Genomic DNA, 13,460 nt, shown 5'->3' with positions numbered 1-13,460 from the left:
CTTAAAGGTTGTCCGTGAAATGGCGTAGGCATAAGTTGTTGTGATAAAGACATTTGTCAATGTCCCAACTACGGTTACAAAGACTGAGATGAAGAGGGCTTGGAGGATTTTATCCTTAAACTGTGCCAAAAATTCAAAACCGTCTAATCCAAATTGGGATGGGAAGAAGCTATATCCATTTTGGAGAATACTCTTTTCATCTGTCACTGAAATAACAATAACGAATACGAAGGGTAGGATACAAGAGAGGGCAATCAAACCAGAAATAGTACTAAAGAAGATATCTGCTTTCTTACTGAAGGAGTGAATGCCGACATTATCAATTTTTTCTTTTTTAATTTTCTTTTCTGCCATATTCTCCTCCTTTCTAGAACAAGGCTGAGTTTGGATCAACTCGTCTTGCAAGTAAGTTTGATAGGACAACCAGAATCAAGCCGACTACTGATTGATAGAGACCTGCCGCTGAAGCCATCCCGATATCCGCTGTCTGAGTCAAACCATTATAAACATATACGTCCAAGACGTTGGTTACGTTATAAAGCTGACCAGCATTGTGGGGGATTTGGTAGAAGAGACCAAAGTCTGCACGGAAGATGTTTCCGACTGCAAGAATGGTCAATACGGTTACCAATGGTGTCAACTGCGGAATGGTTACATTGCGAATTCGTTGCCATTTGCTGGCCCCGTCCACGGTTGCTGCTTCGTAGTAGGTTGGATCAATTCCCATGATTGTCGCATAGTACATGACACTGCTATATCCAAAGCCTTTCCAAATACCAAGGAAAAGTAGGAGATAAGGCCAAATACCCAAGTCAGCGTAGAAATTGATTTCCTTCATCCCAATAGATTCTAGGAAATGGTTGAACACACCTTTATCAATGTTTAGGAAAGCATCTGTAAAGAAACTGATGATAACCCAAGACAAGAAGTAAGGGAACAACATGGAAGTTTGGAAGATCTTAACCATTCTCTTAGAACGGAGTTCACTTAAGATGATAGCAATCCCTACTGATACAATCAAACCGATAAAGATAAAGCCTAGATTGTAGAGGACAGTATTTCGAGTGATGATAAAGGCGTCTTTTGAACTAAACAAGAATCTGAAATTATCGAGTCCGACCCATTTACTATTCACGATACTATCTATAAATCCATTACTGGTCATGTGGTAGTCTTTAAAGGCAACCACGTTCCCAAATACTGGAATGTAGAAGAATAGAATCAACCAGAGTGCCCCTGGCAAAACCATCAAGAGAAAGATCCAGTTGTCTCTCAAGGTTTTTGAAAACTTATTCATAATTTCCTCCCCTTTTTATTTTGATATCCATCTAAAAATTCCTTTTTAGACTTTTGATAACGATTACATTATTAGTATACTCCTATTTGAAGGTTAGGTTAAACTACTAATTATAGAAAAAACTCCACAAATTATTTTATGTGGAGTACTTTTTTAAGAAAGGGATGTTTCACGAGAAACACTCTGCTCAAGGCAAGGTGTTCTTGTTTTTAGGTTGTATAAATGGTTGAAGCTGTCGCAATGGTATGCCACTGGTTGGCTGTTGTGGCTGCGAAGTCCTTGTCTGCGTAGAAGTCTGTAAATGGTAAGATTTCCACTTCTAACTCATCGATGCGGTCAATCTGACCAGCTAGATAAGCCTCGATGCGGCTTTCTGCTCGCTTGATGCGTTGCAAGAGTCCGCCCATACGGATATCAACTGTGTCCAAGCCAAAGACCTTGTTTTCTTTCAGCCATTGGTTGCTAAAGAGAGCATGGAAGTCTTCAATTTGGCTTCTGAGTTCTGGTAATTCTTGTCTGGCGATTTCTTGCAGGCTTTCTTTATCACCTTCTTGGTAAGCCTGACGAATGCGCCGTCCCACATCGACTTTGCTACTTAAAATCTGATTCAACTGGGCCTGAGTTTCAAAGAGGTAGGCATAGTTGCCAGCTTTTTCTTTAATGTTAGCAAGCGTCTCAGCAGCCTGAGCGAAGTGCGGTTTGTCCTGTTCAGGTGTCATGTGTCGATCAAGGATCGGACAGAGAATATCCTGATAAAAGACATAGCGGTTAGGATTGATCCCGCTGAGATTACCCGGTAGGTCTGGCAAGAGATTAGCTAGGTCAATCTGCATAAAGTCCTCAACCGATAGACCAGTATTGGTTTTGAAGTGTGCAGACAAACGGTCTAGATCATTGCGATAGCTGAGTTCTGCCCAGATTTGCAAGCTTGGTAGGATAGAAAACTGAGCGGTCTCACCACCATTGTCCCCCCAACCCGTTACAATAACTTCCTTGATGTCATTGGCACGGCAGGCTTTATTGGCCTCAATAGCGATGAGACGGCTGAAATGGTTATTGGGTGTGAAACCAATCCACTTCCAAGCACCACCTGCAAATGCAAGGTCATGGCTAATCTTGTGATGGTTGCGGAAGTTGCGATTGTATTTTTCCTCGCTGTCCTGATAATAATCCCAGTAAACCAAGGTCACACGGTCTTTGAGACGGTCTAGGTAGACACGAGTTTCTTCTGGAATTTCCACATCACGGTCGTACTGGCCATCTGCTGACATAAGTTTAAAGAACATATCGCTCCACATCTGGCAGTGGAAACCATATTTGTCAGCAATATCCAGCACGCGCTCCAAGTGTTGGCACATGAGGAGACTACGGTCCACAACACCGTTCAGAATCAAGTAGCGTCCCAAACCAACCAAGTGGGCTTCGTCCATCCCAATATTGACCTTGCGAGTTTGTAGTTTAGACAGAGTAGCAAACATGCCGTCAATCAGGTCATAAACCTTTTCTTCGCCAATAAGGAGAATGTCCTCTACATCACGGAGTTCTTGCACTTCCTTGACACCCCATTTGACGAAGGCTGACAAGTGGGCCAAGGTCTGGATGCAAGGTACAAAGGTCATATCAAACTGCTGGGCATAGGCTTCTATTTCCTGCAATTCCTCAGCTGAGTAGGCTCCACGGAAATAGCCAAAGTAAGGCTGCCCTTCAATCTGGTAAGTGTCTTCCATGTAGAGTTCAAAGGTTGAGTAGCCCATGAGAGCCAAGACCTCAATCATCTGCTTGGCAGCAGCCACATTCAGCACTGCATTTCGAGAACAGTCTGCCATATAAGCCAAATCTTCATAAGCTGCTTGTTCTCCAATCTCTACCTTGTCACCTTCTGCTAGAGCTGTTACCAACAAGGACAAGGCACGATAAAGTTGGTGGGGTTTGCGGTAAGTTAGTTGATAGTGGCCACCCTCACCCTTAATAGAGATAGAGGCTTGGTCAGACTGAGCGACAGCTACTTCCACATCTGGTAGAGAAATGTGCTTTGTCAGCAAGTCGATTGCCTGAATTTGTTTGGAACTAAGTCCTGTAAATCTTACCATTGGTTTTCCTCCTGTAGCCAGTTGACAAGGGCTCCGTAGAGATTAGCATCTGCGTGATAGGTGCAGGCCTGGATAACAGGTGCGACTGTGTATTCTTCGTAGGTATCGACAAAATAATCAACAGCCTTCTTGACACCTTGAATAAAATCTGGATTTTGACTGATAGAGCCACCCAGACTAATGACATCTGGATCAATCAGATACTGGATATTAAGCAAACCTTGCGCCAGATTGCGGTTCATGCGCTCAATAGCTTCTTGGCAAAGAGCATTCCCAGCTGTAGCCTCTTGGTAAATCTTGCGACCGTCCCAGTCAGTCTGACCAGATTTTTCAATCACATAGCGCACCATATTCCCAGTTGACGCTAGTTGCGACCAGTTGTTGAGCTTTTCAGCAGGGGCAAGGGTTGTCATGTAGCCAAATTCTCCACCCAGGCCATGGCGACCTCGATGAAGTCTACCATTGATAATCATGGCTCCGCCAATCCCTGTCCCAATCACGACACAGGCTGCATTTTCAAGTTCTGGATGAGCCAGTAATTCACTGAGTCCAACGCAGTTGGCATCATTTTCCAGATGAACAGGAATCTGATAAGAGCTAAGCGCCTCATACCAAGAAAATCCGTGAATGTAGGGCACCGCACTGAAGCCATCAATCACACCTGTCTCTTGATTGACCGCGCCTGGAACGCTCATAGCAATCCCGCTATAATCCTGCTCTGACAAGCGCTGGTCTAACCAAGCTAGTAAATCCTCCAAACTTTCAGGCGTTGGAAAGCTTGTCTTATCCAGTATTTTCCCATCAGGAGTCAGACTGGCAAACTTAATCCCAGTCCCTCCGATATCAATCGTTGCAATGGTCATTGTTTTTACCATAAAAAGGGGCGAATCAGCAGTTAGTTCTTACCTTTTCGCCCCTCCTTTCTTTTTATGTTTACTTTTTGAAATTAAATTTCTTCTTTTTTGATGAATTCTGTACGAATCTCTTGTGGTGAAATGAGGCCTCTATGAACTGGGTATGGTCGTTCCAGTAGGTCCAGGAAGAGATGTTGACTTTCCGGTACACGCACATTTTCACTACACATATTGTAGTAGCGAAGAACATAGCCTTCTTCATTTTCAGCTACCTTAAAGGCTGTTGGACAGATTTGCGGTATGCTGAGAACAGAATGGCTCAAGAGGCTACCAGTCGCAGCCACGCTTCCTTCCTGTCTAGCAAGCTGAAGGCTGGTAAACGGTGTCTGCAAGGCTTTAGCACGACGGAAAGCTGAGAAGCGTTCTTGGACTTGGTGGCATTCAAGCGCAAACTCGACTTCAAACTCACGCAAACATTGTGCTTCTGGTGTTGGGAAGTAACCCCAGTCACCTAGCTCACCTGATGCACGCAAAATAGTCACTGCAATGGTGTCGTCTCCAAGGATTTCGTATTCATTCAATCCCTTGTTGGATACAGTCACACCTTTTTCATCGTCATACAGACTAACAAAGGCTTGTTGGTGTTGAGGATTTTCAGGATTTTCCCATGAAGCAGCTGGTTTGTTTGGTCGTGTCACCACCTCATAAATGCTTTCAGAATCATTGCTTGGACGCGTGTTGTGAGTCTTGACCAAGAGACGGATACGGTGGTCTTTGGCAGTGTTGGTAAAGCGAGTTTTAAAGCGGATTTGTGGATTATCAACGAAGATAGTCATCTCAGTTTCAAGAGGAATGCTTGTCAATTCTTCTGAACGTCCAGCTTCACGCTTCATAAACTCGATGATGCCTTTTTGCTCTTCTTCTAGCTTTTCATCCGCACTGACAGGCACGGTCAATTCATGTTTGAGCAAAATCTTAGCGTAGCGAGCTGTGTTTTCTAAGACCTCGTAGCCCTTAAGCTCTGCAAAGATTGGCTCTGTTCCTTTTGGTTGGAAATAGATATACTCATTTCCGATATCCCCACGGTCTTCGAAGCGGATAAAATCTTCATAGGCTTCGTGAGTTGTCTTGTCATAAACTGTGATATTGTCATCCACACTCACCGTTACAAATGGCGTATCAATCACTCCGTTTTGGTAAATACCGTCGCGGTGTTCTTGTTCTCCTTCCAGCAATTGGAAGGTTGTCCAAGAAAGAGGCGCTAGGTGAACTGGAATTGTCACGCGCACTTGTCGAGCAATACGAGCTTGGCGGAACTTATCTTTTGGTAAATCGTACTCAAAATTAGCTCCGAGGTCTTCGATTTTAGCCTCTACAGGACGCCCATCCAAGTCCTCCACACGGTAGCTTGGCAAGGTAAGAGCAGCCATCTTCTTGTAACCTTCTGTTGGGTGCAATTCCTTGAAATCACAAGTCGCCACATCAATCACTGTGCTGACAGTATCAACCTTATCATGCAAGCCTGTGTTAATGACAGTAAAGAGATTGTCGCTTTGAGCCTTAGCTGTAGCGATTTTACCCTTCCACTCGTTAAGAAGATTGCTCTTAACAAAGTTTCCGACTTGATTGACCTTGGCAAAACGCGTTTCCATCTCGCGGTGAACTTCGTCCACGCTACAGCCACAGATGCTATCATGTGGCGCATTCTGCAAAAGTGTTTTCCAAGCATAGGTCAACTGATCCTTGTGGTTATGACCCCCAGTGATAATCGTCAAGGGTTCTACAACTTGCTCTAAGAGGTTGCTATTTTCTTGGAAGGCTTGTTTGAGATAAATACGAGATGAAGAAGTGTTGGCAAGTGTGTACCAGCCGTCTGTTTCCTGACTGGTCAACTCACCTGTAACCGTTGATAATTGCTCTGGTAGGGCACTTTCCACGGCTTGGACATATTCATCAAAAGAACTATGAACAAAGGTTACATCTGGGAAGAGTTCATTTGCCACACGAATGGCTTCACTCAAATTTTTCTGGACAGGCTGATGGTCACAGCCGTTCATCATCAACCACTGGTTGGTCGAAGCGTAGTCACGCACATCTGCCAGTTTTTGTTTCCAGAAGGTCAAGGCCTCGTCTTTATCAACTGGAATTTCATTCCCATTACTGTACCAGTTGGCAAAGAGGATACCGAGGACACGACTTCCGTCCGCACCCTGCCAGTACATTTCTGAAAATTGAGAAGTAAACTGCTCATCTTCGAGGACTTGGTTATCAAAACCAATCGGTTTCACACCACGACCAAAGGCTGCCACGTGAATACCTGATTTTTGAAGGATTTGAGGCGCTTGCCCCATATTTCCAAAGGTATCTGGGAAGTAACCAATCTGAGTAGATTTGCCCCATTTTGCAGCCTCCTGCTGACCGATAAGAGTATTACGGACATTGGCTTCACTTGAAATCAAGTAGTCATCTTGCAAGATGTAAAAAGGACCAATTTTCAATTTTCCTTCGTCAATGTAGCGTTGAACTTTGTCACGATTTTCAGGGCGAATCTCCAAGTAGTCATCAAGGACAATGGTTTGACCATCCAAGTGGAAGCTCTTGAACTCAGGGTCATTTTCAAAGAGATCAAAGAGATTGTCAAATAATTCCACCAACTGCATACGGTGGCTTTCAAAAGGCAAGTACCACTCACGATCCCAGTGACTATGTGAGATAATATGTACGACAACATTTTCCATGAAGTAAAACCTCATTCTAAATTTAAATTTTTATTGTTAACATTTTAAATGTAAATTTGTGATTCTTTCCAAGAATCAGTTGAGCGAAAGCTTGCTCCTTAGCGGATATCCAAGTAATCCAAGACCAATTCACAGAACATCATGTTGGCCCAAGAGAACCATTCACGAGAGTAGAGCGTTGGGTCATCCACGTGGAAGCTTTCATGCATCACACCTGTCCCCCCATCGCAAGCAACCAGCTGATCCAGCAAGAATTTCTTCTCTGCCTTATCTCTTGTTGTCAATCCTTGGATAGACAGAGCAATGGGCCAGATATAGCGATAGAAGGTATGAGAACTTCCGAGACCGCTAGCGTATTCTCCTTGGTAGAAGTAGGGATTTTCAGGGCTCAGAATGGTACGACGAGTTGCTTGATAAACTTCATCATCGACCGAACAGTAACCCAGATAAGGTGCAGCCAGCAGACTTGGTACGTTTGGATCATCCATAATGCTAGCATTTCCCAAACCGTCTACTTCAAAGGCATAAATCTTTTCGCCCTTGCTGTTGCTTGTGTAGGCGTAGTTTTCAATTCCTTCTTGGATTTCAGACTGGAGGCGCTTAGCATCAGCAATAATGCTCTCGCTATCAGCTAGGTTTAATGCTGCGAAGATCTCTTGCACATAACCCAAGACTACTACAGCAAACATATTTGACGGAATCAAGTAACTATACTGACAGCAGTCATCACTCGGACGAAAAGCTGACCAGGTCATACCTGTCACTGCAAAGTCAGGGCCAAATCCATCATTTACCAAGGTGTCTTCCTTACGGTCCGTATCTCGGACAAAACGATAAGGAGAGTTCTTGTGGTCTTGTTCCACTGTCCAGAGATGGAGAATTTCCTTAGTCGCTGCGACAAAAGTCTCATCAAACTGACTAGTCTCGCCAGTCTCTTTCCAGAGGAGATAAGCCAGCTGCAAAGGATAGCAAAGCGAGTCCACCTCGTACTTGCGTTCCCAAATCCAGCCATTAAGGTCTGTGTGGTCAGTCTCGTGGTGCCCCTTCCAATTCTCCTCGATGTTGAAGGAATTGGCATAAGGATCCTTGAGCACTAAGGTCATCTGACGTTTGACCAAACCTGCAATGGTCTGACGCAGGAGGGCATCTCTTTTAGCCACATGCAGGTAGGGTCTGAGTTGGGCTGTCGAATCTCGAAGCCACATAGCAGGAATATCCCCAGTCAAGACAAAAGTGGAACCATCTTCTAGGATTTCAACCGTATTGTCCAAGGTGTCTGTGTAGCAACGCTCGAAAACATCCACCCACTCTGGATGGTCCTTAGCCCGCTCTGCCACTTCATCTAGCCATTCTCTAACAATTTCTTTTGAATAAATCATCGTGCAGTATCCTCTTTCAAACAAGTTTCATTTTCAGTATATAGCTTTTGAGACAGAAAATACATACACAAATGATAGTCATTTTTCTACAAAATAGTTATCTTTGAAACTCCTTTTCTATAGGTTATATTTTTCTGATATAATGTAGAAAACAGCTAAAGGAAAGACTATGAAACCACTACTTGAAACCATCGATACCCGCTTTGGAACTGCCAGCAAGCATGCCTTTTCTCGGGGAAATACCCTGCCATACACAGGCGTGCCTTTTGGGATGAATTACTTTGTGCCCCAGACCAGTGACCAGGATGGATCTTGGTTTTTTGATCCGCATCTGCCTATCTTTCAGGGGATTCGATTAACCCACCAGCCCAGCCCTTGGATTGGCGACTACTCTTGGCTCCTTCTGACACCTGTCACAGGCCAACTGGGTGGAGACAGCCTCTTCCATCGCCAGTCTTCCTATGATATGGATAAGGCCTCTTTCCAACCTCATTATCTGAAAATTTTCTCCCTGCGCTATCAGATTGAAAGCCAGCTTACACCGACTTGCTACGGTGCTTCTATTCGTTTGGAACAAAAGCAAGGCAAAGCCCTCTCCCTCTACCTTCACGCAGCAGATGAACTGACAGTAGAGCAAGTAGGTAAGCGAACTCTTGCCCTGCGACAAGAAGGTAAAACTGAAACCAACAAAAATCCACTGATACTGTTCACATCCCTGAAAATGAATACGGATATCCTTGCTATCAGCCAAGAAGGTGGAGACTGGCGAATCGACCTGGCAGATAGTCATGCTGAAATTCAGCTAGCGACTTCTTTCATCTCTCCTTCTCAAGCTCTAATCAATCTATCTCAAAAAGATTTTGATAACTGTAAATCAAGTGCCCAAGCGGACTGGGAAAATCTCCTCCATCGTTTTGATGTTATAAAGACAGGAGAGGCTGACCGGACCTTCTTTGATCACTGTCTCTACAGACTCTTCCTCTTTCCTCAGACTTTTTATGAGGTTGATGAATCAGGACAAGCCATCCACATAGATTTGGCTACTGGAACTGTCAAGCCTGGTGTCCTCTTCAGCAACAATGGTTTCTGGGATACCTTCCGCACCACCTTCCCCCTCTTTGCTCTTATCATACCAGAACACTACCACCGCTTCTTAGAAGGATTTCTCAATAACTACCGCGATACTGGTTTCCTTCCAAAATGGCTGGCTCCAGATGAACGTGGCATGATGCCAGGTACCCTGCTAGATGGCATTATCGCAGATAGCGCCTGCAAGGACATGGCCCCCGACCTAGAAGAAGAACTCCTCCAAGCCATGCTTGAAACAGCCTGCAAGTCCGACCCTCTCGGCATCAATGGTCGTCACGGATTAGCCCAATACCAAGAACTAGGCTACCTCTCTACCGACCACCACGAAAGCGTCAGCCACACCCTAGACTATGCCTATAGTGACTTTTGTATCTCTAGCTGTGCTGAAAAACTAGGGAAAATAGAAATCGCTGAAACCTACAAGGCCGCATCACAAAATTACCGCCATCTATTTGACGCTGAGACAGGTTACATGCGAGCGCGTGATGGTCAAGGCAACTTCCGTCCTGATTTCTCTCCTTATAGTTGGGGACGTGATTATGCCGAATGTTCAGCCATCCAAGCAACTTTAGGCGTCCTCCACGATATCCCAGGCTTGATCCAGCTTATGGGTAGAAAAGAAGCCTTTAGCAACTATCTTTTAAAAGCCTGTCAGGAGGCTCCCCTCTTTGAGACAACAGGCTATGGCTACGAGATTCACGAAATGAGCGAGATGGCTACTGCTCCTTTTGGACAACTCGCCATTTCCAACCAGCCAAGCTTCCACATTCCTTATCTCTTCCGTTACTGCGATTACCCTGACTACACTGCTCTTCTCATCAAGACGCTCCGTCAGAAAGCTTTTCACCCAAGTTGGGAAGCCTATCCTGGCGATGAAGACAATGGCAGTCTCTCAGCCTGGTACATCTGGTCAGCTCTCGGTTTTTATCCGACCTGTCCAGGAAAACCAAGCTATGACCTCGGAATCCCTCTCTTTGACCACCTCCGAGTCTACCTTGCCAAAGAAGATAAATGGCTAGATATTCATGCTGAGCAAAACCACAGCCATTTTAACTTTGTAAAAGAATGCCGACTGGACACAACTCTAGTATCAACTATTCAACACCAAGATCTCCTAAAAGCTGAACAACTAACCTTCACCCTCAGCTGGTTACCAAGTCACTCGTCAATTTCCTGAAATGCAACAATCTCCTAGCAGACTTTCCTGCTAGGAGATTTTCTTATGTGAGGTACTTGTTTAAGATTTGAAAACCGAATTTATTATTCAATAATCATCAAACAATCTACCAATTAAGCTTCTTCGTCTTCTTTACGACGACGGACTGCAAGACCAATACCAAGTACTGCACTTGCGGCAGCTGCTACCATAAATGCTACAGAATCTGCTGTACCTGTATTTGGCAATTCTTTAGCTGCTTTACGCGCGTTTTCTGCTGCTTCTTGGCTAGCATTAGATGCTGCTTGAGCAGTAGCCGGAGTTGCATGATCAGTTGATGAAGCAACTTTCGCCATGAAGTCTTCGATACGTTTAACCATTGCATCCACTTCTGCTTGAGTTGCGTCTGCATTAGCAAATACTTTCTTAGCATCTGCTGATAATTTATTCGCTTCTTTTGCAGTTTCTGCATCAAACTTAGCTGATTCTTTAATGATTAGTTCATCTAATTGACGAATAGCGCCTTCTAACTTAGCTTTATCCACTTTCGATTCATTGTTCGTTGCTCCATTATTGCCAGAAGTTCCATTTCCTCCATTATTTTGAGCGGAAGGACGTTGTTTGAATGCATCATCTCTTGGAATTGCTAATACTTGACCCTCTTTTGTAACAATAGTTACATTTCCAGCTTTATCAATGTTAACAGCTAGATTTAGCTTACCATCTTTCATAACTTTCATGTTACCATCTTTATCGATTGTAATTTTCACTTTAGAATCTTTAGATGTGTAAACTGTGTTTCCATCTTTATCTGTTGATTTAATGTAAGCATCAAGATCGAATTTTTCTACATTTGTGATAGCACCTAGAACCTTGAATTGGAATTTCGCTTTTTCTTCTGGAGTAATATTAGCAAGGTCTGCTACCTCTACTTTACTCAAGTCGATATCAAGATTATCTCCACCGTGTTTAGATTTAGAAACAGCTTCTTTATCTTTCACTAATTGTTCTTTAGAAATTGTTGCTGTAGAACCGTCTGGCATTGTGACTGTGGCATTACCCTTATCATCTACTACTACAGTCGCTCCTGGATTGACGGCTTCAATTGTTTTCTTAACAGCTTCTTTTTCAGCATCTGTTAAGTTTTCTTTATCTCCAACTAATGTACGAACAGCTGGAGTTTTAACTTTAGCGTTTGTTGCTTCGTCAGCTAATTTTTCTGCTGGAATGACTAAGTCTGAAGCTGGGATGTTAAGAACTGTTCCGTCACCTTTAGTTACTGTTGCATTCCCTTTGTCGTCTACTACTACAGTTGAACCTGGGTTGACTGCTTCTACAGCTTTCTTAACTTTTGCTTTTTCTTCATCTGTTAAGTTAGCTGGATCTTTTACTACAGTCTTAGCTGCTGGTGTGTTTGCATCGTTACCACCATTAGGTTTGTTAGCATCGTCTTCTACTTTAACTAAGTCTGTTGATGGGATAACTGAAACATTACCATCTTGGACTACTGTTGCATTTCCTTTATCGTCTACTACAACTTCAGCACCTGGATTTGCTGCTTTAACTTTATCTTCGATCGCTTTCTTCTCAGCGTCAGTTAATTTCTCTGGATTTGCTACTTTTGTCTTAGAAGCTGGTGTAACTGCATTGTCTTTAGCTTTTCCATCGTTCACATCTTTTTCAGATTTTGTTAAATCTGATGCTGGGATAACTGCTGTATTTCCGTTTGGAAGTGTGACTGTTGCGTTTCCTTTATCGTCTACTACTACAGTTACTCCTGGGTTTACTGCTTTAACTTTAGTTGCAATTGCATCTTTCTCATCTTTTGTTAATGAGTCTGGATTTGCAACTTTTGTCTTAGAAGCTGGTTTTACGATGTCGTTACCTGCATTTGGTTTAGTTGCAGCTGCTGAATCTTTCGTCAAGTCCGCTGCTGGAATTACTGCTGTCTTACCTTCTGGGGTTGTAACTGTCGCATTTCCTTTGTCATCTACAACTACTGTTGCATCTGGATTTACAGCTTTAACTTTATCTTTGATCGCTTTCTTCTCAGCATCTGTAAGTTTTTCTGGATTTGCTACTACAGTCTTATCTGCTGGTTTTACGATGTCGTTACCTGCATTTGGTTTAGTTGCAGCTGCTGGATCTTTCGTCAAGTCTGCTGCTGGAATTACTGCTGTCTTACCTTCTGGTGTTGTGACTGTCGCATTTCCTTTATCGTCTACTGCTACAGTTGCTCCTGGGTTTACTGCTTTAACTTTGTCTTCGATTGCTTTCTTCTCTTCTGGAGTTAGAGCATCTGGATTTGCTACAACCGTTTTGTCTGCTGGTTTTACGATGTCGTTGCCTGCGTTTGGTTTCGCTGCGTCTGCTGCTGACTTAGTCAAGTCCGCTGCTGGGATAACGGCTGTCTTACCTTCTGGTGTTGTGACTGTTGCGTTTCCTTTGTCGTCTACTGCTACAGTTGCTCCTGGATTGACAGCTTTGACCTTATCTTCGATTGCTTTCTTCTCAGCATCAGTTAATTGTTCTGGGTTCGCTACAACTGTCTTGTCTGCTGGTTTTACGATATCGTTGCCTGCGTTTGGTTTCGTTGCGTCTGTTGCTGACTTAGTCAAATCTGTCGCTGGAATTACCGCTGTTTTTCCTTCTGGTGTCGTTACTGTCGCATTTCCTTTGTCGTCAACTACTACTGTAGCTTCTGGATTGACGGCTTTAACTTTATCTTCGATTGCTTTCTTCTCAGCATCAGTTAATTGTTCTGGGTTCGCTACTACAGTTTTATCTGCTGGTTTTACGATGTCGTTGCCTGCGTTTGGTTTCGTTGCGTCTACTGCTGACTTAGTCAAGTCCGCTG

7 protein-coding genes and 1 pseudogene are annotated in these 13,460 nt (G+C 43.7%); 1 reads left to right on the top strand and 7 read right to left on the bottom strand.

The genetic code is table 11. The features are described 5' to 3' along the window. From PAN06_RS09785 to PAN06_RS09760, 6 genes and pseudogenes are all read right to left on the bottom strand, one after another. Positions 1 to 354: pseudogene (locus PAN06_RS09785) on the bottom strand (carbohydrate ABC transporter permease); the annotation flags it as partial. 13 nt (positions 355 to 367) lie between these two features. Beyond that, a complete protein-coding gene (locus tag PAN06_RS09780) occupies positions 368 to 1,297 on the bottom strand; it encodes a sugar ABC transporter permease (protein WP_049552653.1) in 930 nt (309 codons plus the stop codon). 209 nt (positions 1,298 to 1,506) lie between these two features. Then, a complete protein-coding gene (locus tag PAN06_RS09775) occupies positions 1,507 to 3,387 on the bottom strand; it encodes a beta-N-acetylhexosaminidase (protein ID WP_004263118.1) in 1,881 nt (626 codons plus the stop codon). Further along, positions 3,381 to 4,250, bottom strand: a complete 870-nt coding sequence (locus PAN06_RS09770; protein WP_269796201.1) for an ROK family protein — start codon at positions 4,248 to 4,250, stop codon at positions 3,381 to 3,383. The genes PAN06_RS09775 and PAN06_RS09770 overlap by 7 nt, the downstream gene beginning before the upstream one ends. Positions 4,251 to 4,333: 83 nt before the next feature. After that, positions 4,334 to 6,979, bottom strand: a complete 2,646-nt coding sequence (locus tag PAN06_RS09765; protein ID WP_269796200.1) for an alpha-mannosidase — start codon at positions 6,977 to 6,979, stop codon at positions 4,334 to 4,336. 98 nt (positions 6,980 to 7,077) lie between these two features. Beyond that, positions 7,078 to 8,358, bottom strand: a complete 1,281-nt coding sequence (locus PAN06_RS09760; protein ID WP_269796199.1) for a glycoside hydrolase family 125 protein — start codon at positions 8,356 to 8,358, stop codon at positions 7,078 to 7,080. Positions 8,359 to 8,527: 169 nt separating this feature from the next. Here PAN06_RS09760 and PAN06_RS09755 point away from each other — a divergent pair, with 169 nt between their 5' ends. Further along, the gene (locus tag PAN06_RS09755; protein ID WP_269796198.1) at positions 8,528 to 10,624 is read left to right on the top strand and encodes a GH92 family glycosyl hydrolase; all 2,097 of its coding nucleotides are present in this window, start codon (positions 8,528 to 8,530) and stop codon (positions 10,622 to 10,624) included. A 113-nt stretch (positions 10,625 to 10,737) separates the two neighbouring features. Here PAN06_RS09755 and PAN06_RS09750 read toward each other — a convergent pair. Further along, the coding region (locus PAN06_RS09750) for an LPXTG cell wall anchor domain-containing protein (RefSeq protein ID WP_269796197.1) at positions 10,738 to 13,460 on the bottom strand (2,723 nt) is incomplete at its 5' end.

The sequence above is a fragment of the Streptococcus sp. SM3 genome (assembly GCF_027497875.1).
The sequence above is the reverse complement of the archived record's forward strand: the minus strand, read 5'-3'. Positions and strand labels throughout refer to the sequence as shown.

Bases quoted from the DNA above. Each gene is read 5' to 3' on its own strand.
- PAN06_RS09765 (WP_269796200.1), bottom strand. From the start codon at position 6,979: ATGGAAAATGTTGTCGTACATATTATCTCACATAGTCACTGGGATCGT.
- PAN06_RS09760 (WP_269796199.1), bottom strand. From the start codon at position 8,358: ATGATTTATTCAAAAGAAATTGTTAGAGAATGGCTAGATGAAGTGGCA.
- PAN06_RS09780 (WP_049552653.1), bottom strand. From the start codon at position 1,297: ATGAATAAGTTTTCAAAAACCTTGAGAGACAACTGGATCTTTCTCTTG.
- PAN06_RS09770 (WP_269796201.1), bottom strand. From the start codon at position 4,250: ATGACCATTGCAACGATTGATATCGGAGGGACTGGGATTAAGTTTGCC.
- PAN06_RS09775 (WP_004263118.1), bottom strand. From the start codon at position 3,387: ATGGTAAGATTTACAGGACTTAGTTCCAAACAAATTCAGGCAATCGAC.
- PAN06_RS09755 (WP_269796198.1), top strand. From the start codon at position 8,528: ATGAAACCACTACTTGAAACCATCGATACCCGCTTTGGAACTGCCAGC.